Genomic DNA, 19,522 nt, shown 5'->3' with positions numbered 1-19,522 from the left:
CGCCCGCGCTCGGACGCGTGTCCGAGTCGGGCCGGTGGTACCCAGCGGTGTAGAACGGGGGAGTGACAGCAGTGTCGGCTTCGGCCCAGCCCAGTGATACGCCGGTGAACCGTTCCGCAGGTCAGACCCTGGAGAAGGCGGGGGCCGAGAACTTCCCGGTCGCCCCGTTCTTCCTGCCCGCGGCCTGGCGCGACGACCTGATGGCGGTGTACGGCTTCGCCCGCCTCGTCGACGACGCCGGCGACGGCGACCTGGCCGACCCGGCCGCCACCGCCCGCGTGCTCGGGGTCGAGCGGATGCCCCCGGTCACCCCTTCGGAGCAGTCCGGCCCGCCGACCGCGCACGAGGTCGCCTTCCGCCTCGCCCTGCTCGACGGGCTGGAGCACGACCTCGACCGGGTCTTCGAGAAGGCGCTGCACCCCTCCGGCGCCGAGACCCCCCGCCACCCGCTGATGCGGGCCCTCGTCCCGCTGGTCGACCGGCACGGCCTGACCCCCGAGCCGTTCCGCCGTCTGATCGAGGCCAACCGGGTGGACCAGACCACCGCCCGCTACGCCACGTACGACGACCTGATCGGCTACTGCACCCTCTCCGCCGACCCCGTCGGCCGCCTCGTCCTGGCCATCGCGGGCGTCTCCACCCCCGAGCGGATCGAACTCTCCGACGCCGTCTGCAGCGCCCTCCAGGTGGTCGAACACCTGCAGGACGTGGCCGAGGACCTGCGCCACGGCCGGATCTACCTCCCCGCCGAGGACATGGAACGCTTCGGCGTGACCGAGGCCGACCTCGCCGCCCCCTCCGCCGACGGCGCGGTGCGGGAGCTGATCGCCTTCGAGGCGGAGCGGGCCCGCACCCTGCTCGATCACGGCGCACCATTGGTAGGTACGGTTCGGGGGAGGCTTCGACTGCTCCTGGCGGGATTCACCGCCGGCGGGTACGCGGCCCTGGCGGCCGTGGAGGACGCCGGGTACGACGTGCTCGCCCGGCAGGCGAAGCCGGACAAGCGCCGCCTCGCAGTGAAGGCGGCGGCCATCTTCGCGAAGGGAAGGTGAACGCCCGAGTGGCGGCATCACCACTGGCGTCGGCCCAGGTCATGGCGGCGTACCGGTACTGCGAGGCAGTCACCGGTCTGCAGGCGCGCAACTTCAGCTACGGCATCCGGCTGCTGCCCGAACCCAAGCGGCTGGCCATGTCGGCCCTGTACGCCCTGGCCCGCCGGGTGGACGACATCGGCGACGGCGACCTCCCGTCCGACCGGAAGGCCGAGGCGCTGCTGCGCACCCGGGAACTGGTGGACGAGGTCCGTTCCGGGGTGGTCGCCGAGGACGACACCGACCCGATCAAGGTCGCCCTGGCCGACACGGCCCGGCGCTTCCCGGTCCCGCTCGGCGGCTTCGACGAGCTGATCGACGGTGTCGAGATGGACCTCAAGGGCGCCGAGTACCAGACGTACGAGGAGCTGAAGGTCTACTGCCGCTGCGTCGCGGGGGCGATCGGCCGGCTCTCGCTGGGCGTCTACGGCTGCGACGACCCCGAGCTCGGGGCGCGCTACGCGGACACCCTGGGCTTGGCGCTGCAGCTCACCAACATCCTGCGCGACCTGCGCGAGGACGCCCTGAACGGCCGCACCTACCTGCCCACCGAGGACCTCGTCCGGTTCGGCTGCGAGCAGGGCTTCGCGCTGCCCAAGCCGCCGGTCGGCGCGGACTTCACCGGCCTGGTGGCCTTCGAGGCCGCCCGTGCCCAGGCCGCCTTCGAGGAGGGCCTGCGGCTGCTGCCGATGCTCGACCGCCGCAGCCGCGCCTGCACCGCCGCCATGGCCGGGATCTACCACCGGCTGCTCGGCCGGATCGCCGCCGATCCCGAGTCGGTGCTGCGCGGCCGGGTCTCGCTGCCGGGCTGGGAGAAGGCGTACGTGGCGCTTTCCGGGCTCGCCGGGGGGCGTTCTTGATTCTCGCCACCGTTCTGTCACGCTGTGTCAGCGGGGAATCACGTGCGGGCAGTTCCGTGTTGACCGAACGAGTACCGGCTTCAGCGACCGCCTCCCGGCGGTCCAGCGACTGCGAGGGGGAGGGCCGATGACCGGGCGAGCCGATGCCGCGCGCCCGGCCGCCATCGTGGTCGGCGGCGGTCTGGCCGGGATCACCGCGGCGCTGCGCCTGGCCGAGGCCGGTCACCGGGTCACCCTCGCCGAGGGCCGCCCCCGGCTCGGCGGCCTGGCGTTCTCCTTCCGGCGCGGCGAGCTCACCGTCGACAACGGCCAGCACGTCTACCTGCGCTGCTGCACCGCCTACCGCGGCCTGCTGGAGCGGCTCGCCGCCACCCGCCTGGTCCACCTGCAGGACCGCCTCGACGTCCCGGTGCTCTCCGTCACCGGCCCCGACGACGCCCCCGTGCGCACCCTCGGCCGGCTGCGGCGGGCCGGCCTGCCCGTCCCGCTGCACCTGGCCGCCAGTCTCGCCCGCTACCCGCACCTGTCCCCGGCCGACCGCGCCCGGGTGGTCCGCGGCGCGCTCGCGCTGAAGGGCCTGGACCTCGCCGACCCGGCGCTGGACCGGATCTCCTTCGGCGAGTGGCTGCGTGACAACGGGCAGAACGCCGCCACCCAGGCGGCCCTGTGGGACCTGGTCGGCGTCGCCACCCTGAACGGGCGGGCCGACCAGGTGTCGATGGCGCTCGCGGCGAAGGTGTTCCAGACCGGTCTGCTGTCCGACCCCGGCGCCGCCGACATCGGCATCGCCGCAGCCCCGCTGGGCGCGATCCACCACGACCGGGCGCTGGCCGAGCTGGAGCGCGCCGGCGTGACGGTGCTGCTGCGCGCCCGGGTGGCCGAGCTCAAGCCGGCCGCGCCGCAGCACGCCGTCCGCCTGGAGGGCGGTGAGCTGCTCACCGCCGACACCGTGGTCCTGGCCGGCGCCCAGGACAGCGCGGCCGCCCTGCTGCCGCCGAACGCCGTCCCGGGCCAGGAACGGCTCGCCGGGTTCGGCACCACGCCGATCCTCAACGTGCACGTGATCTACGACCGCAAGCTGCTGCGCCGGCCGTTCTTCGCCGCCCTCGGCTCCCCGGTCCAGTGGGTCTTCGACCGCACCGCGCACTCCGGCCTGGCCGCCACCGAGCTCGGCCGGGCCCACCCGGGCGCCCAGTACCTGGCGCTCTCGCAGTCCGCCGTGCAGGACGAGATCGACCTGCCGGTGTCCGAGCTGCGCAGCCGCTACCTGCCCGAGCTGGAACGGCTGATGCCGGCCGCGGCCGGCGCCCGGGTGCTCGACTTCTTCGTCACCCGCGAGCGCACCGCGACCTTCGACCCCGCTCCGGGCAGCGCAGCGCTGCGCCCGTCGGCCCGCACCGGGGTGCCCGGCCTGCTGCTGGCCGGCTCGTGGACGGCCACCGGCTGGCCCGCGACCATGGAGGGCGCCGTGCGCAGCGGCCACGCCGCCGCCGACGCCGCGCTCGCCGCCGCCGGCGCCAGGGTGCCGGTGGACCACGGCGACGGGAGGTGGCCCAGGTGACGGCGGGCCGCGCCGCCGGAGAGCCCGCCAGAGCCGACGGGCGTACCGTCGTGCGCATCGACGGAATCGGCGGAAGCGACGGAACCGGCGGAACAGGCGCCGTCGGCCGGAGCGGCCGGACCGGGGCCTCCGGCACCTGCGTCACCGCCACCGGCACCATACGAATCGACACCAGCCGCACCGACAGCACCCGGCCGCCCCGTGCGGTCGGGCACCAGGGAGAGGGAACGCACGTGGAGTCACGCACCGGCTTCGCCGTCGGAGGCACGGCGCACGCCGAACCGGTCTCGGTGCCGGAGCTGCTCGCTCGCAGCCGTACGCTCTGCACCCCGCCGCTACGGGCCGCCGTCGCCCGTTTGGCCGCACCGATGGACACCGTCGCGGCCTACCACTTCGGCTGGATCGACCGGGACGGCACACCGGTCACGGGCGACGGCGGCAAGGCCGTGCGCCCGGCGCTGGCCCTGCTGTCCGCGCAGGCCACCGGTGCGGCGGCCGAGGCAGGGGTGCCCGGCGGGGTCGCTGTTGAACTGGTGCACAACTTCTCCCTCCTTCATGATGATCTGATGGACGGTGACGAGACCCGACGGCACCGGGCGACCGCCTGGACGGTCTTCGGGCCGGCCCAGGCGATCCTGGTCGGCGACGCCCTGGCGACGCTCGGCACGGAGGTGCTGCTCGACGCCGCGGTGACGGGCGGCGCGAGCCCCACCGACGCCGCGCGGGCCGTCCGGCTGCTCACCACGGCGACCCGCCGGCTGATCGACGGCCAGGCCCGGGACGTCGCCTTCGAACAGCGCGACACCGTGACCGTCGCGGAGTGCCTGGAGATGGAGGGCGGAAAGACGGCGGCCCTGCTGGCCGCCGCCTCGGCGATCGGCGCCGTCCTGGCCGGGGCCGACGACAAGGTCTCCGACTCCCTCCAGCGCTACGGCCACCACCTGGGGCTGGCCTTCCAGGCGGTGGACGACCTGCTCGGCATCTGGGGCGCCACCGAGGTCACCGGCAAGCCGCACTGGGGAGACCTGCGCCAGCGCAAGAAGTCCCTGCCGGTCGCCGCCGCACTGGCCGAGGGCGGTCCGGCCTCGCGCCGGCTCGCCGAGCAGCTGGCCGACCCGAAGGGGCGCGGGGAGGAGAGCGAGCCCGAGCTCGCCGCCCGGGCCGCGCTGATCGAGGAGGCCGGCGGCCGCGCCTGGACCCAGGAGGAGGCCCGCCGCCAGCACACGACTGCCCTCGCCGCCCTGGACGAGGTGCCCATGTCCGACGAGGTGCGCGAGCACTTCGTCGCACTCGCCGAATTCGTGGTGGTACGAGAGAGGTGACGTTACGTTGACAGCAACCGCGGACGGCCGGCTCGACCCTGAGTACGATCCCGAGCCGGTCGCGGTGGGCGACCGCCCCCCGGCCCTCCTGGGCACGGGGCGGTGGCAGCCCGAGGACGCCGACCAGCTCCGGCCGGCCGGTGAGGCGGACCTCCGACCGGCCGACGCGCGGGAGGCCCTGGCCCGCGCCACCACCCACCTGCTCTCCCTGCAGTCCTCCGAGGGCTGGTGGAAGGGTGACCTGGAAACCAACGTCACCATGGACGCCGAGGATTTACTGCTCCGCCAGTTCCTCGGGATCCGGACCGAGGAACAGACGAACGCCACCGCCGAGTGGATCCGCTCCCAGCAGCGTGAGGACGGCACCTGGTCCACCTTCCACGGCGGGCCGCCCGAACTGTCCACCACCGTCGAGGCCTACGTCGCGCTCAGACTGGCCGGCGACGACCCGACCGCCCCGCACATGGCGGCCGCCGCCCGCTACGTCCGCTCCGCGGGAGGCATCGCGGCCGCCCGGGTGTTCACCCGGATCTGGCTCGCGCTGTTCGGCTGGTGGCCCTGGGACCGCCTGCCCGAGATGCCGCCCGAGATCATCTTCCTGCCCAAGTGGCTGCCGCTGAACATCTACGCCTTCGGCTGCTGGGCCCGCCAGACCATCGTCCCGCTGACCGTCGTCTCGGCCCACCGGCCCGTCCGCCCGGCACCCTTCCCGCTCACCGAGCTGCACACCGACCCGGACGATCCGTACCCCGAACGGCCGCTCGCCCCCGCCACCACCTGGGACGGCCTCTTCGAACGCCTCGACAAGGCGCTGCACGCCTACCACCGCCGGGCCTTCCGCCCGCTGCGCCGCCTGGCCGTCTCCCAGGCCTGCCGCTGGATCGTCGAACGGCAGGAGGCCGACGGCTGCTGGGGCGGCATCCAGCCCCCCGCCGTCTACTCGCTGATCGCCCTGCACCTGGAGGGCTACGAGCTGGAGCACCCGGTGGTGCAGGCCGGACTCTCCTCCTTCGACCGCTTCACCGTGCACACCGAGGACGGCAAGCGCTGGCTGGAGGCCTGCCAGTCCCCGGTGTGGGACACCTGCCTGGCCACCATCGCACTGGTCGACGCCGGGGTCCCCGCCGACCACCCGGCGCTGGTCTCCGCCGTCGACTGGATGCTCGGCGAGGAGATCCGCAAGCGCGGCGACTGGTCCGTCCAGCGGCCCGGGCTCCCCGCCGGCGGCTGGGCGTTCGAGTTCGAGAACGACACCTACCCCGACATCGACGACACCGCCGAGGTGGTCCTGGCGCTGCGCCGGGTGGCTCACCCCGACCCGGCCAAGGTCGACGCGGCGGTGGACCGCGGCGTGCTGTGGAACCTCGGCATGCAGTCCAAGAACGGCGCCTGGGGCGCCTTCGACGTCGACAACACCAGCACGCTGCCCAACAAGCTGCCGTTCTGCGACTTCGGCGAGGTGGTCGACCCGCCGTCCGCCGACGTCACCGCCCACGTGGTGGAGATGCTCGCGGAGACCGGCCGCGCCCGCGACCCCCGGACCCGGCGCGGCATCGAGTGGCTGCTGCGCAACCAGGAGGCGGACGGCTCCTGGTTCGGCCGCTGGGGCACCAACTACATCTACGGCACCGGCTCGGTGCTGCCCGCGCTGGTCGCGGCCGGCGTCCCGGACGAGCACCCGGCGATCCGCCGGGCGGTGCGCTGGCTGGAGGACCGGCAGAACACCGACGGCGGCTGGGGCGAGGACATGCGCTCCTACGACGACCCGGCGCGCTGGGCCGGCCGCGGCGACTCCACCGCCTCGCAGACCGCGTGGGCCCTGATGGCGCTGCTGGCCGCCGGCGAGGGGCCGGACGGCCGGGCCAACCCCGCGGTGGAGCGCGGCGTGGACTGGCTGGTGCGCACCCAGCTGCCCGAGGGCACCTGGGACGAGCCACAGTTCACCGGCACCGGCTTCCCCTGGGACTTCTCCATCAACTACCACCTGTACCGACTGGTCTTCCCGGTCACCGCGCTCGGCCGCTACCTCCACGGCAGCCCGGGCACCGGACGGACGACCGGGACCCCGACGATCGGGGCGGCGCGGTGACCACCGCCCCCCTGCTGGTGCTCTGCGCCCTGGGCCCCGAGGTCTGGGCCCTGCGCGGCGGCGACTGGCGCGGCGCGACCGGCGGACCCCCGGTGCTGGTGCGCACCGGCGTCGGCCGGCGGCGCGCCGGGCTGACCGTGCGACAGCTGCTCGGCCCCACCCCCGGCGGCTACGGCGCGGTCGTCGTGGCCGGCTTCGGCGCCGCGCTCGGACCCGGCGTGCAGCCGGGCGACGTCGTCGCGGCCGACGGCGTGCGCGACCCGGAGGGGCACCTCTACCCGGTCGGCTCCGGGCCGGAGCTCACCCGGGCGCTGAAGCAACGCGGCCTGACCGTGCACACCGGGGTGCACCACACCGCCGACCACGTGGTGCGCGGCATCGAGCGCCGGGCCCTGCACCTGCAGGGCGCGCTCGCCGTCGACATGGAGGCCGCCGCCGTCCTGGCCGTGCTGCGGGAGGTGCGGCCCGCGCTGCCCGCGGCCGTCCTGCGGGTGGTGGTCGACACCCCCGAACACGAGCTGCTGCGCCCCGGCACCCTCCCGGCCGGGGTACGGGCCTGGCGGACCCTGCGGGCGACCGTCCCCGCCCTGGTCGACTGGTACCGCCAGGAGCTCGCGCCCCGCCCCGCAGACCTGAACCACCCCACATCCTCGACGCTCCCCCAGGAGGCGAGCTAGCCATGGCCATGCCGTTGCGCCAGACCGTGCGGGTCGGCACCTACCTCATGCAGCAGAAACTGCTCAAGCGACGGGACAAGTTCCCGCTGATCGTGGAACTGGAACCGCTCTTCGCCTGCAACCTCGCCTGCGAGGGCTGCGGCAAGATCCAGCACCCGGCGGGCGTCCTGAAGCAGCGGATGCCCGTCGCCCAGGCGGTGGGTGCGGTCCTGGAGTCCGGTGCCCCGATGGTCTCGATCGCCGGCGGCGAGCCGCTGATGCACCCGCAGATCGACGAGATCGTCCGCCAGCTGGTCGAGCGGCGCAAGTACGTGTTCCTGTGCACCAACGCGCTGCTGATGCGCAAGAAGATGGACAAGTTCACGCCCTCGCCGTACTTCACCTTCGCCGTGCACATCGACGGCCTGCGCGAGCGGCACGACGAGTCGGTGGCCAAGGAGGGCACCTTCGACGAGGCGGTGGCGGCGATCAAGGAGGCCAAGCGGCGCGGCTTCCGGGTCACCACCAACAGCACCTTCTTCAACACCGACACCCCGCAGACCGTCATCGACGTCCTGGACTACCTCAACGACGAGCTGAAGGTGGACGAGATGATGATCTCGCCCGCCTACGCCTACGAGAAGGCCCCCGACCAGGAGCACTTCCTCGGCGTCGAGCAGACCCGGGAGCTGTTCCGCAAGGCCTTCGCCGGCGGCAACCGCAGGCGCTGGCGGCTCAACCACAGCCCGCTCTTCCTGGACTTCCTGGAGGGCAAGGCCGACTTCGAGTGCACCCCCTGGGGCATCCCCAACTACTCGCTGTTCGGCTGGCAGCGGCCCTGCTACCTGATGGCCGACGGCTACGTGCCGACCTACCGCGAACTGGTCGAGAAGACCGACTGGAGCAAGTACGGCCGCGGCAAGGACCCCCGCTGCGCCAACTGCATGGCGCACTGCGGTTACGAGCCGACGGCCGTCCTCGCGACCATGGGCTCGCTGCAGCAGTCGCTGCGCGCCATCACCGAGACCGTCAGCGGCAACAAGGGCCGCTGAGCCGGGAGTTGACCGCCAGGTCGGCACCCCGGCCCGGGCTCCCGAGCCCGGGCCGGCTCCGCCCCCAAGCCGGGGCGGAGGCACCACCGCACCGCTCCGAGTCGTGAGGTGTACCCATGTCACTGCTCTCCCGCGTCACGTCGCCGGCCGAGCTGCGCAAGCTACCGGCGGCCGAACTCCCACTGCTCGCCGACGAGATCCGCGACTTCCTGATCGACGCCGTCACCCGCACCGGCGGACACCTCGGGCCCAACCTCGGCGTGGTGGAGCTCACCATCGCGCTGCACCGGGTCTTCGACTCGCCGTACGACCGGATCGTGTTCGACACCGGCCACCAGAGCTACGTCCACAAACTCCTCACCGGCCGCCAGGACTTCACCCGGCTGCGGATGCGGGGCGGACTCTCCGGCTACCCCTCGCGCGGCGAGTCCGAGCACGACCTGGTCGAGAACTCGCACGCCTCCACCGCACTGTCCTACGCCGACGGCCTCGCCAAGGCCGCCCAGCTGCTCGGCCAGCACGACCGGCACACCGTCGCGGTGATCGGCGACGGCGCGCTCACCGGCGGGCTCGCCTGGGAGGCGCTCAACAACATCGCCGAAGCCCGCGAGCGGCCGCTGGTCATCGTCGTCAACGACAACGAGCGCTCCTACGCCAAGACCATCGGCGGCCTCGCCAACCACCTCGCCACCCTGCGCACCGCCCAGGGCTACGAGCGCGTCCTCGCCCTCGGCAAGGGGGCGCTGCAGCGCACCCCGCTGGTCGGCCAGCCGATCTTCGACGCGCTGCACGGCGCCAAGAAGGGCTTCAAGGACGCCTTCGCCCCACAGGGCATGTTCGAGGACCTCGGCCTCAAGTACCTCGGCCCGATCGACGGCCACGACCTGGGCGCGGTCGAACAGGCGCTGCGCCAGGCCCGCAACTTCGGCGGGCCGGTCATCGTGCACTGCCTGACCGTCAAGGGGCGCGGCTACCGGCCCGCCGAACAGGACGAGGCCGACCGCTTCCACGCCGTCAACCCGATCGACCCGTACACCTGCCTGCCGATCTCGCCCAGCGGTGGCGTCTCCTGGACCTCGGTGTTCGGCGAGGAACTGCTCGCGCTCGGCACCGAGCGGCCGGACCTGGTGGCGATCACCGCGGCCATGCTGCAGCCGGTGGGCCTGGCTCCGTTCGCCAAGGCGTACCCGGAGCGGACCTTCGACGTCGGGATCGCCGAGCAGCACGCCGTCACCAGCGCCGCGGGGCTGGCAACCGGCGGGCTGCACCCGGTGGTCGCGGTGTACGCCACCTTCCTCAACCGGGCCTTCGACCAGGTGCTGATGGACGTCGCCCTGCACAGGCTCGGCGTCACCTTCGTGCTCGACCGCTCCGGGGTGACCGGACCGGACGGCGCCTCGCACAACGGCATGTGGGACATGTCGATCCTGCAGGTCGTCCCGGGCCTGCGGCTCGCCGCGCCGCGCGACGCCGAACAACTGCGGGCGCAGCTGCGCGAGGCCGTCGAGGTCCGGGACGCGCCGACGGTCGTGCGCTTCCCGAAGGGGAACGTCGGCCCCGCCGTACCGGCTGTCGAGCGGACCGGCGGGGTGGACGTCCTGCTGCGCACCGGACGGCCGGCCGAGATCCTGCTGGTCGCCGTCGGCACCACCGCCCCGGCCTGCCTGGACGCCGCCCGGCTGCTGCTCGCCGAGGGCTTCACGGCGACCGTGGTCGACCCCCGCTGGGTCAAGCCGGTCGACCCGGCACTCCCCGAACTCGCCGCCGCCCACCGGCTGGTGGTCACCGTCGAGGACAACGGCAGGACCGGCGGGGTCGGTTCGGCGATCGCCCAGGCGCTGCGCGACGCCGACGTCGACGTACCGGTGCGGGTGCTCGGCCTGCCGCAGGAGTTCCTCGGGCACGCGTCGCGCGGAGAGATCCTGGAGGAGGCCGGGCTCACCGGGACCGGGGTCGCCGCCCAGGCCGCCGTCTTCGCCAAGAACCTGCTACCGACCCGAGGAGCGAACCCGCGCCATGCCGGCTGACCCAGACCGCCCCGCCTTCGACCTCGCCGCCCTCCTCGCCGAACGCGGCCGTGAGCGCTACGAGTTGAACAGCCGCTACCTCAACCCGCAGCTGTCCCGGATGCTCCACACCATCGGCTTCGACAAGTACTACGAGCGCGCCGAGGGCCCGTACTTCTACGACGCCGAAGGCAACGAGTACCTCGACATGCTGGCCGGCTTCGGCATCTTCGCCCTCGGCCGCCACCACCCGGTGGTGCGCTCGGCGATCCGGCAGGTGATGGACCTCGACCTGCCGGACCTGGTCCGCTTCGACTGCTCGCCCCTGCCCGGACTGCTGGCCGAGCGGCTGCTGTCGTACGCGCCCGGGCTGGACCGGGTGTTCTTCGGCAACAGCGGCACGGAAGCGGTGGAGACCGCGCTCAAGTTCGCCCGGTACGCCACCGGCCGCAAGCGCATCCTCTACGCCGACCACGCCTTCCACGGGCTGACCACCGGCTCGCTGTCGGTCAACGGGGAGAGCGGCTTCCGCAAGGGGTTCGACCCGCTGCTCCCGGACACCGCGATCCCGCTCGGCGATCTCGGGGCACTGGCCAAGGAGCTGAAGCGCGGCGACGTCGCGGGGCTGATCGTCGAGCCGATCCAGGGCAAGGGCGTCCAGGCGCCACCGCCCGGCTGGCTGCGTGCCGCCCAGGCGCTGCTGCACGAGCACAGGGCGCTGCTGATCTGCGACGAGGTGCAGACCGGGATCGGCCGCACCGGCGAGTTCTTCGCCTACCAGCACGAGGACGGCGTGCTGCCCGACCTGGTCTGCGCGGCGAAGGCGCTCTCCGGCGGGTACATCCCGGTCGGGGCGACGCTCGGCAAGGGCTGGATCTTCGAGAAGGTGTACTCCTCGATGGACCGGGTGCTGGTGCACTCGGCCAGCTTCGGGTCGAACGCCCAGGCCATGGCGGCCGGCCTGGCGACCCTGGAGGTGATGCGGGACGAGAAGGTGGTCGAGAACGCCCGCACGGTCGGCGACCTGTTCCGCGAGCGGCTGACCGCGCTGGTCGACCAGTACGAGCTGCTCGCCGAGGTGCGCGGGCGCGGGCTGATGATCGGCATCGAGTTCGGGCGGCCCAAGTCGCTCAAGCTGCGCACCGGGTGGACGGCCCTGCAGGCGGCACGCAAGGGACTGTTCGCACAGATGGTCGTGGTTCCGCTGCTGCAGCGGCACCGGATCCTGACCCAGGTGTCCGGGGACCACCTGGAAGTGATCAAGCTGATTCCGCCGCTGATCATCACCGAGCGGGACGTCGACCGGTTCATGACCGCCTTCACCGACATCATGGACGAGGCACACCGGGGGAGCGGTCTGATGTGGGACTTCGGGCGGACGCTGGTGAAGCAGGCGGTCGGCAGTCGCTGAGGCCCGGGGCGCGGCGGGCGGGAGCCGGGGGCGGTGCCGGCGGGAGCGCGGGGCGGACGCGAGGAGTGGGGGGGGGGGGCGGGCGCCCCCCCCCCCCCGCGGCGCCCCCCCCGCCGCGCGCGGGGCGGGGGGGCCGGGCCCCCCCCCCCCGACCGCCGCGGGGGGGCGCGGGGGGGGGGGGGGGGGGGGGGGGGGGGGGGGGGGGGGGGGGGGGGGGGGGGGGCGGGGGTGGGGGGGGCGGGGGGGGGGCCCCACCCCCCACTCCATGGGAGACACCGCGTCAGAGCTCGGTCCGGCGGCGCCGGACCACCACCACGAGATCGACGACGGCGAACAGGGAGAGCAGGCCGCAGGCGATGGCGAAGCCGGTGAGCGTGCCCCGGCTGGGGGCGCCGTTGACGGGGGAAGTGGCCGCCCAGACGGCGAAGCCCACCGTGCCCAGGATGAACAGCGGCGTGAAGACCAGTGAGAGCAGGTAGCGGAGCTTGAGGTCGCTGCGGGCGGTGGCCGGCTCGGTGCCGCTGCGCCACCGTCGCGGGGTGGTGGTGCGCATGGGCGTTCACCTCCGGACCGCTCGGGTCGGGCTACGATTCCAGCGTACGTCCGAGGGAGCTGGCCGGGGGAGGCGCGATGTCGGGATCGGACGCGGTGGGGTCGGGAGCGGCCGGGGCGGACGCCGAGGGGTACGCGGGGCTGCGGGTCGAACGGGCCAAGGAGCTGGCCCGGCGGCACGGCTGGGCCTCGGTCCGGGTGCTGGAGCCGGGGGAGCTGATGACCATGGAGTACCGGCAGGGGCGCCTCAACCTGGCGGTGCGGGACGGCGTGGTCGAGCGGAGCTGGGAGGGGTAGCGGTCGCCTCCACCGCCTCCACCATGGGCTGACGGGGATCAGGCCCGGTAGCGGAGGACGCGGCGGCCGAAGCGGCGGTGCAGTCGCTGTTCGGCGACGGCGACCAGGGGCTCCAGCAGGGGCAGTGAGAGCAGGACGAGCAGTCCGGCGGCCCAGCCGGCCAGCACGTCGGTGACCCAGTGGGTGCCCAGGTAGACCGTGGTCAGGCCGATCGAGCAGGCGGTCGCGGCGGCGATCAGCGCGCCGGTGCGGCGCCAGCGGACCGCGAGGTAGGCGAGCACGCCCCAGGTGACCACGGCGTTGGCGGTGTGGCCGGACGGGAAGATGGTGCCGCCGGAGAAGAGCTCGGGCGAACCGACGTACTGGGCGTAGTGCGGGCCGAGCCGCCCGGTGACGATCTTCACCGCGCCGACCGTGACATTGAGCAGCAGCAGCGCGACGGCCATGACCAGCAGCGGACGCAGCCGGCCGACGCGGTGGGCGCGCCAGGCGAGCCAGGCGAAGGCGGCGATCGCCGAGGGACCGCGCTGCCCGGCGACCACCCAGGTGTCGAGCAGCGGCTCCAGCCTGGGCCACCGCTCGTACGGGCGCAGCAGGCGGACCGACCAGTCGAGGTCGACCAGGGCGGTGTTCAGCAGGACGCCGGCCAGTACCAGCAGGTAGACGACGAGGGTGGCGGTGAGCAGTGCGGCCTGCCGTCGGCTCATCGGGGGCCAGCCGGGCTCGCGGTGGCCGGGGCCGGCCGGGCCCCGGCGGTCGGGTCCGCGGCGGACGGGGACGACCCGGCCGTGGGCGCTGCCGGTGGTGGCGGGTCGTTCCCGGCCCGGCGTGACGACGTGGTGTTCCGACCGCGGTCGCGGGATGGGAGCGTGGGTACTTCTGGATTGCACGGGGTGACCTTACCCATCCGGACAGGGCCATTTCGGAGGGAATTGTCATTTTCCCGTGAAATCGACAATTGGGCCCGCCCCCGAGCAGTCCGGGAGTGATTCACGCTATTCAGGGATCGAATGCCCGTGTGGTCTTCGAATGATTCTGCAAAAGCCCCGGTAAAGGAAACGGAGCGGGAGGCCGGTCGGTCCGGCTTCCCACTCCGTGGTAACCCTGTGTAGGTTCCGTGCTCAGTCGAGGGGGCCGCCCGCGACGTAGATCACCTGTCCGGAGACGAAGCCGGCGCCCTCGCTCGCGAGGAACGAGATGGTGTGGGCGACGTCCTCAGGCAGACCGACCCGCTGGACCGGGATCTGAGAGGCCGCGGCCCGCTTGAAGTCTTCGAAGTCCATGCCGACGCGGGCGGCGGTGGCCGCGGTCATGTCCGTGGCGATGAAGCCGGGGGCGACCGCGTTGGCGGTGATGCCGAACTTGCCGAGCTCGATGGCCAAAGTCTTGGTGAAGCCCTGCAGGCCCGCCTTGGCGGCCGAGTAGTTGGCCTGGCCGCGATTGCCCTGGGCCGAGGAGGAGGACAGGTTGACGATGCGGCCGAAACCGGCGTCGACCATGTGCTTCTGCACTGCGCGGGTCATCAGGAAGGCGCCGCGGAGGTGAACGTTCATGACCGTGTCCCAGTCGGACTCGGACATCTTGAAGAGCAGGTTGTCGCGGAGTACGCCCGCGTTGTTGACCAGCACGACGGGGGCGCCGAGCTCGGCGACCACGCGGTCGACGGCGGCCTGGACCTGCTCGGCGTCCGAGACGTCGGCGCCCACGGCCAGCGCCTTGCCGCCGGCGGCGGTGATCCGGGCGACGGTGTCCTTGCCGGCCGCCTCGTCGAGGTCCAGGACGGCGACCGCGTAGCCGTCGGCGGCCAGCCGCTCGGCGGTGGCGGCACCCAGGCCGCGGGCGGCGCCGGTGACGACGGCGACCCGGGGGGCGGTGCTCTGCTCGGTCATGCTCGCTCTCGTCTCTCTCGGGGGTTCCTCCGGGGAGAGCCCCCGGAGAGGGTGGCCACACCCTACCGGCGAGTAGGGAAGGCGGCCAGAGCGGAGAGGTGCAGGTGACGGTCGGTAAGGACCGACCGGTCGGCTTTCTGCTGAGAACGGGTTACTGCAAGGGCGTGGCAGCGCGTAAATATGCCAATGTTGCCGAACCTGCGTCTACTATCCGCCCCTGCCTGCCAGCAAGGGCCCGCCGTTTGTATAGTGTCCGCCAGCAGCCACCGGCTGCACGGCTGGAGCGCCCTCCCTCATAGCTGGACGCCCACTCGCCGTTACTGCCCCACCCGGGTGTCCCACACACACCGGGTGTGACATCGGGACGGATACATGGTGCTGGGGGAGATCCCGACAACCCGCGTGTCCGCGCGACTGCAGCAGTCGCCCGGACACCTCATTCGTGTTGCACAGCAGGTTCACACCCGTCTGTGGTCCGAGCACGTCGGAGCCGATCTCACGGCTCCACAGTTCGCCGTGCTGCTGGTCCTGGCCCTCGAACCGGGTGCGGACCAGCGGACGGTCGGCGAGCGAGCCTCGCTGGACAAGGCCACGATGGCGGAGATGGTCGCGCGGCTGGTCCGCCGCGGCCTGGTGCTGCGCAGGCGTGACCCGGCCGACGGCCGGCGCAAGCTGCTCGCTCTCTCGCAGAGCGGCGCCCAGGCGGTGCGCGAGGCCACCGGTGGTGTGGTCCGCGTGCAGCGCGTCCTGTTCGAGCCGCTGACGGCGGAGGAGCAGGTCGAGATCGTCCGGGTGATGGCCAAGATAGCCAGGCTGGAGCCCGCGGCGGTCGCCGTCTTCACGGACGCGCGGCCGATACTGGACGCCCAGCGGGCGATCGGCTACCTGATCAGGGTGAGCCAGCAGGTGCACACCAAGCTCTGGTCGGAGCACGTCGGCGCCGAGCTGACGGCCCCGCAGTATGCGGTGCTGGACGCGCTGGAGCTGGAGCCGGGCGCCGACCAGCGCACGGTCGGCGAGCTGGCCTCGCTGGACAAGGCCACCATGGCCGAGATGGTGAGCCGGCTGGTGCGCCGCGGTCTGGTGCAGCGTCGGCGCGACCCCTCGGACGGACGGCGCAACCTGCTCTCGCTCTCACCGGCGGGACAGGACCTGCTGCACCGTTCGGCCGCCGGGGTGGCCGAGGTCCAACGGCTGCTGCTGGCGCCGCTGGAGGAGGGTGAGCACGAGGCTGCACTCGCGCTCATCGGCAAGGCGGCCAGGTTCTAGACCAAGCTTTGGTAACAGCAGCCAAAACGATTCGCCAACGTACTGAGGGTTCCTGGCCTTCGGTTCCGTGAATCGCGCACACCGACGACCGCCCACCCCGAACGGGGTGGGCGGTCGTCGTCGTGGCCGGCCGTCAGGCTCCGGCGGGGCCCGAAGCGGTGGCTCGGGGCCCCGCTCCGGAGCTCCGGGCCCGCATCAGTTCCAGTCGAAGCCCTGCGGGTCCGGGCCGATGCGCTTGCCGGTGGCGACGGCCGCGATCGTCGAGAGGTCCTCGGCGTCCAGCTCGAAGCCGGCGACGTCCAGGTTCTCCCGGATCCGGGACGGGGTGACCGACTTCGGGATGGCGATCACGCCGCTCTGCAGGTGCCAGCGGAGGACCACCTGGGCGACTGTGCGTCCGTGCTTCTCGGCGATCGCGACCAGCGTCGGCTCGGCGAGCAGCTCCCCGCCCTGGCCCAGCGGGCTCCACGCCTCGGTGGCGATGCCGTGCTCGGCGTGGAAGGCGCGCAGCTCCTCTTGCGGGAAGTACGGGTGCAGCTCGACCTGGTTCAGGACCGGGACGACCGAGGCCTCGTCGAGCAGGCGGGTCAGCTGCTCGGTGCCGAAGTTGGAGACGCCGATCGACCGGACCCGGCCGTCCGCCTTCAGCTGCTCGAAGGCCTTCCAGACGTTGAGGAAGCTGCCGTGCATCGGGCGCGGCCAGTGGATCAGGTACAGGTCGAGGTAGTCGAGGCCGAGCTTGGCCAGCGAGGCGTCGAACTCGCGCAGCACCGCGTCGCGGCCCTGCTCGCCGGACCAGTCGCGGGTGCCCGAGTTCCACAGCTTGGTGGTGATGTAGAGGTCCTCGCGGGCGACGCCGCCCGCCAGTGCCCCGGCGATCGCCGCGCCGGTGCCGGCCTCGTTCTCGTAGATGGCCGCGGTGTCGATCGAGCGGTAGCCCGCGTCGATCGCGGTGCGGACGGCCGGGGTGGCCTCGTCGTCCGGGACCTGCCACACGCCGAAGCCGAGCTGCGGGATCTGCGCGCCGTCGTTGAGGGTGACGTTGGGGATGTTGCTCACGGGACGGGGTGCCCTCCTGGTCGTAGGTCTTTCCAGTGGGGGGCAACTGGCGCCGGAACGTGATTGTTCCCGCCAAACGGGTGAATCTTGGGTGTTGTTTTGCAGGGCCCCGACCGGGTCGGAGGGGTCGGCGGAGCGGGCCGGAGGAGGGCCGAGGAGGGCCGGTGGGGGGCGGAGGAGGGGCCGGCGGGGCCGGAGGAGGGGCGGAGGCGCCCCGGCCGGGCCGCACCGGCGGACGCGGGCGGTCGGCCCCGTCGGCCCGGCGGCCGGTCGACCGGTCATGGCGGCGGAAAACCTGTTGCGCGGGTCACACCGGGGTTGGCAGGCTCGCGGACATGGCCTCCTGAACTCCGGGCCCTTCGTGCCCTTCCCAGTCCGTCCGGCCCTCCCGCCGGACGCATCGACGCCGCCGTGCCGTTGCGCCGCGGGCCCGTCGTCCGTCGCCGGCCGTCCGTCGCCCGGTGCTTCTCACCTGTTGCCCGTTGCCCGTGGGTCCGGGCTGCTCGGGTGAGCCGGGCTCCGGGCCGGCGGGCGAGCCCGGCGCGCACCCGTTCGCGCGTCCGTTCCCTCCTTACCCGTACCTCCGCACCGTTCGCATCGGAGTGTCATGCCGCTCACCCCCCTGCCGCTGGCCGACCCCGGCAGCCCCGATCTGTCCTCGCCCCTGGCCTTCCTGCGCTGGCTGCAGCGCAGCCAGCGGCGCGGGCAGCTGCTCGCCACCTGCTGGACCCTGCTCGAAATGGGGTGCCAGGCCGCCCTGCCGGTGCCGCTCGGAGCGGGCGTGCAGTCCGCCGTCGACGGTGACGCCGGCGGGATCTGGCGGGCCGGCGGGCTCGCCCTGCTGCTCGCCGCGGGCGCCGCCCTCGGCACCGTCCTGTCGCACCGCCAGGCGGTCTGGAACTGGATCCACGCCGCTTGCCAGGTACGGCAGTTGGTGTCCCGGCAGGCCTCCCGGCTCGGGGCCGGGCTGTCCCGCCGGATCGCCACCGGCGAGGTCGTCGCGGTCGGCAGCGGGGACGTCGAGCGGATCGGCTGGTACGTCGAGCTGGTCGCCAGGGTCCGGTCCGCGGTGATCGTCTGGCTCGCCGTCAGTTCGGTGGTGCTGGTGGTCGAGCCGGTGCTGGGCGTCGGCGTGCTGCTCGGCGTGCCCGTGCTGGCGGCCTCGGTCTGGCCGCTGATCGGGCCGTTCGAGCGGCGCTACGAGCAGCAGCGCGCGCTCGGCGGCAAGGCCACCGAGCTGGCCGCCGACACCGTGGCGGGGCTGCGGGTGCTGCGCGGCATCGGCGGTGAGGAGCTCTTCCTGGAGCGGTACCGGGCCGCCTCGCAGAAGGTCCGGGCGGCCGCCGTCCGCTCGGCCCGGATCTGGTCGCTGATGCAGGCGCAACAGGTACTGCTCCCGGGCCTGTTCGTGGTCGGGGTCACCTGGTACGGCGCCCGGCTCGCGGCCTCCGGCGAGCTCGACGTCGGCACCCTGATCGCGGTCTACGGTGCGACCGCCTTCCTGGCCTCGCCGCTGCGCATCCTGGGCGAGGCGGCGCACGCCTGGAGCGTCGCCCGGGTCTCCGCCGGGCGGGCGGTCCGGGTGCTGTCCCTCGGCCGGACCGGCGGAACGGCCGACGCCGCGCTGACCAGGCCGGCCAAGGCCGACCTCCACGACCCGGTCAGCGGACTGACCGCGCGGGCCGGCGAGCTGACCGCCGTCGTCTGCGGGGACCCGGACTTCGCCGGGGCGCTCGCCGAACGGCTCGGCGGCCACGTCCCGCTCGCCGACGGCGAGCCGGAACAGCCCTCCGTACGGCTCGGCGGCACGGAGCTGGACACGGTGCCGCTCGCCGAGGCGCGGGCGGCCGTGCTGGTCCACGACAAGGAGCCGGTGCTGCTCTCCGGCACGCTGGCCGAGCTGTTCGACATCCCGTCCTCGGGCCGGGTCTCCCCGGCGGAGGCGCTGGCGGCCGCCCGGTCGGACGACGTCCTGGAGGCGCTGGTGGACGGCTCGCCCGAGTGCGCGGGAGATCCGATGCGCGCCCGGATCACCGAGCGCGGGCGCTCGCTGTCCGGCGGGCAGCGCCAGCGGCTCGCCCTGGCCCGCGCACTGCTGGCGGACCCGCCGGTCCTGGTGCTGGACGAGCCCACCAGTGCGGTGGACGCCCACACCGAGTCCAGGATCGCCACCGGGCTGCGGGACACCCGGGCAGGCCGCACCACCGTGGTGTTCGCGACCAGTCCGCTGCTGCTCGACCAGGCGGACCGGGTGGTGCTGCTGCGCGACGGCCGGGTGGTCGCGGCGGGTCCGCACCGCGAGCTGATGCGGACCGAGCCGGCCTACCGCGCCGTGGTCACCCGCGACGAGGAGGCCGCCCAGCGAGTGGGTGAGGCCGTGTGAACGCCTCCCGGACCTGTTCGTCAAC

At 73.5% G+C, this 19,522-nt stretch carries 16 protein-coding genes; 12 read left to right on the top strand and 4 right to left on the bottom strand.

Going from position 1 to position 19,522, the window contains the following annotated elements; all coding sequences use genetic code 11:
- Window positions 1-104 precede the first annotated feature (104 nt).
- From hpnC to ACIRST_RS36100, 9 genes are all read left to right on the top strand, one after another.
- Window positions 105-1,052 (top strand): squalene synthase HpnC, encoded by a 948-nt coding sequence (gene hpnC / locus ACIRST_RS36140; RefSeq protein ID WP_350524225.1) that lies wholly within the window; start codon window positions 105-107, stop codon window positions 1,050-1,052.
- A 41-nt stretch (window positions 1,053-1,093) separates the two neighbouring features.
- Complete coding sequence (gene hpnD / locus ACIRST_RS36135; RefSeq protein ID WP_350524277.1) at window positions 1,094-1,951, top strand: presqualene diphosphate synthase HpnD; 858 nt, start codon at window positions 1,094-1,096, stop codon at window positions 1,949-1,951.
- A 127-nt stretch (window positions 1,952-2,078) separates the two neighbouring features.
- Window positions 2,079-3,512, top strand: coding sequence for a hydroxysqualene dehydroxylase HpnE (gene hpnE / locus ACIRST_RS36130; protein WP_402807885.1), 1,434 nt, complete (start codon window positions 2,079-2,081; stop codon window positions 3,510-3,512).
- Window positions 3,513-3,745: 233 nt separating this feature from the next.
- Window positions 3,746-4,834: a polyprenyl synthetase family protein gene (locus ACIRST_RS36125; RefSeq protein ID WP_396553413.1), complete on the top strand. Its 1,089-nt coding sequence runs from the start codon at window positions 3,746-3,748 to the stop codon at window positions 4,832-4,834.
- Window positions 4,835-4,841: 7 nt separating this feature from the next.
- Window positions 4,842-6,923, top strand: coding sequence for a squalene--hopene cyclase (gene shc, locus ACIRST_RS36120; RefSeq protein WP_396553412.1), 2,082 nt, complete (start codon window positions 4,842-4,844; stop codon window positions 6,921-6,923).
- Window positions 6,920-7,600 carry a 1-hydroxy-2-methyl-2-butenyl 4-diphosphate reductase gene (locus tag ACIRST_RS36115; protein WP_402807881.1) on the top strand — a complete coding sequence of 227 codons (681 nt, stop codon included), beginning with the start codon at window positions 6,920-6,922 and terminating at the stop codon, window positions 7,598-7,600. Before shc ends, ACIRST_RS36115 begins: the two co-directional genes overlap by 4 nt.
- Window positions 7,601-7,602: 2 nt before the next feature.
- Window positions 7,603-8,631, top strand: coding sequence for an adenosyl-hopene transferase HpnH (gene hpnH, locus ACIRST_RS36110; protein WP_350524228.1), 1,029 nt, complete (start codon window positions 7,603-7,605; stop codon window positions 8,629-8,631).
- Window positions 8,632-8,747: 116 nt separating this feature from the next.
- Window positions 8,748-10,658 (top strand): 1-deoxy-D-xylulose-5-phosphate synthase, encoded by a 1,911-nt coding sequence (gene dxs / locus ACIRST_RS36105; RefSeq protein ID WP_350524229.1) that lies wholly within the window; start codon window positions 8,748-8,750, stop codon window positions 10,656-10,658.
- Entirely contained in the window at window positions 10,648-12,048 is a 1,401-nt protein-coding gene (locus ACIRST_RS36100; protein WP_350524230.1) for an aspartate aminotransferase family protein, read from the top strand. Before dxs ends, ACIRST_RS36100 begins: the two co-directional genes overlap by 11 nt.
- 280 nt (window positions 12,049-12,328) lie before the next feature.
- Here the strand turns inward: ACIRST_RS36100 and ACIRST_RS36095 are convergent, their stop codons facing one another.
- A complete protein-coding gene (locus ACIRST_RS36095) occupies window positions 12,329-12,601 on the bottom strand; it encodes a DUF6343 family protein (protein WP_350524231.1) in 273 nt (90 codons plus the stop codon).
- 77 nt (window positions 12,602-12,678) lie between these two features.
- Between ACIRST_RS36095 and ACIRST_RS36090 the strand changes: the two genes are divergently transcribed.
- Window positions 12,679-12,897, top strand: a complete 219-nt coding sequence (locus ACIRST_RS36090; RefSeq protein ID WP_350524232.1) for an I78 family peptidase inhibitor — start codon at window positions 12,679-12,681, stop codon at window positions 12,895-12,897.
- A 38-nt stretch (window positions 12,898-12,935) separates the two neighbouring features.
- On the opposite strand, the gene ACIRST_RS36085 is transcribed toward ACIRST_RS36090, so the two are convergent.
- A complete protein-coding gene (locus tag ACIRST_RS36085) occupies window positions 12,936-13,604 on the bottom strand; it encodes a phosphatase PAP2 family protein (protein WP_402807877.1) in 669 nt (222 codons plus the stop codon).
- Between the two features lie 414 nt (window positions 13,605-14,018).
- The gene (gene fabG / locus ACIRST_RS36080; RefSeq protein WP_350524234.1) at window positions 14,019-14,786 is read right to left on the bottom strand and encodes a 3-oxoacyl-ACP reductase FabG; all 768 of its coding nucleotides are present in this window, start codon (window positions 14,784-14,786) and stop codon (window positions 14,019-14,021) included.
- A 372-nt stretch (window positions 14,787-15,158) separates the two neighbouring features.
- Between fabG and ACIRST_RS36075 the strand changes: the two genes are divergently transcribed.
- A complete protein-coding gene (locus ACIRST_RS36075; protein WP_350524235.1) occupies window positions 15,159-16,055 on the top strand; it encodes a MarR family winged helix-turn-helix transcriptional regulator in 897 nt (298 codons plus the stop codon).
- A gap of 195 nt (window positions 16,056-16,250) precedes the next feature.
- Here ACIRST_RS36075 and ACIRST_RS36070 read toward each other — a convergent pair whose 3' ends face one another.
- On the bottom strand, window positions 16,251-17,114 hold the full coding sequence (locus tag ACIRST_RS36070) for an aldo/keto reductase (RefSeq protein ID WP_402807873.1): 864 nt from the start codon (window positions 17,112-17,114) through the stop codon (window positions 16,251-16,253).
- Between the two features lie 607 nt (window positions 17,115-17,721).
- Here ACIRST_RS36070 and ACIRST_RS36065 point away from each other — a divergent pair.
- Window positions 17,722-19,497, top strand: coding sequence for an ABC transporter ATP-binding protein (locus ACIRST_RS36065; protein WP_350524237.1), 1,776 nt, complete (start codon window positions 17,722-17,724; stop codon window positions 19,495-19,497).
- Window positions 19,498-19,522: the final 25 nt, after the last annotated feature.

The organism is Kitasatospora sp. NPDC101447, assembly GCF_044767225.1.
GTDB lineage: Bacteria > Actinomycetota > Actinomycetes > Streptomycetales > Streptomycetaceae > Kitasatospora.
Note: the sequence above shows the minus strand (reverse complement) of the source record. Positions and strands in the feature narration are given on the sequence as shown.

Excerpts from the sequence above, each read along its gene's own strand:
- ACIRST_RS36065 (WP_350524237.1), top strand. The coding sequence starts at position 17,722 with ATGCCGCTCACCCCCCTGCCGCTGGCCGACCCCGGCAGCCCCGATCTG.
- ACIRST_RS36100 (WP_350524230.1), top strand. The coding sequence starts at position 10,648 with ATGCCGGCTGACCCAGACCGCCCCGCCTTCGACCTCGCCGCCCTCCTC.
- ACIRST_RS36075 (WP_350524235.1), top strand. The coding sequence starts at position 15,159 with ATGGTGCTGGGGGAGATCCCGACAACCCGCGTGTCCGCGCGACTGCAG.
- ACIRST_RS36090 (WP_350524232.1), top strand. The coding sequence starts at position 12,679 with ATGTCGGGATCGGACGCGGTGGGGTCGGGAGCGGCCGGGGCGGACGCC.
- ACIRST_RS36085 (WP_402807877.1), bottom strand. The coding sequence starts at position 13,604 with ATGAGCCGACGGCAGGCCGCACTGCTCACCGCCACCCTCGTCGTCTAC.
- dxs (WP_350524229.1), top strand. The coding sequence starts at position 8,748 with ATGTCACTGCTCTCCCGCGTCACGTCGCCGGCCGAGCTGCGCAAGCTA.
- ACIRST_RS36095 (WP_350524231.1), bottom strand. The coding sequence starts at position 12,601 with ATGCGCACCACCACCCCGCGACGGTGGCGCAGCGGCACCGAGCCGGCC.
- hpnD (WP_350524277.1), top strand. The coding sequence starts at position 1,094 with ATGGCGGCGTACCGGTACTGCGAGGCAGTCACCGGTCTGCAGGCGCGC.
- fabG (WP_350524234.1), bottom strand. The coding sequence starts at position 14,786 with ATGACCGAGCAGAGCACCGCCCCCCGGGTCGCCGTCGTCACCGGCGCC.
- hpnH (WP_350524228.1), top strand. The coding sequence starts at position 7,603 with ATGGCCATGCCGTTGCGCCAGACCGTGCGGGTCGGCACCTACCTCATG.
- hpnE (WP_402807885.1), top strand. The coding sequence starts at position 2,079 with ATGACCGGGCGAGCCGATGCCGCGCGCCCGGCCGCCATCGTGGTCGGC.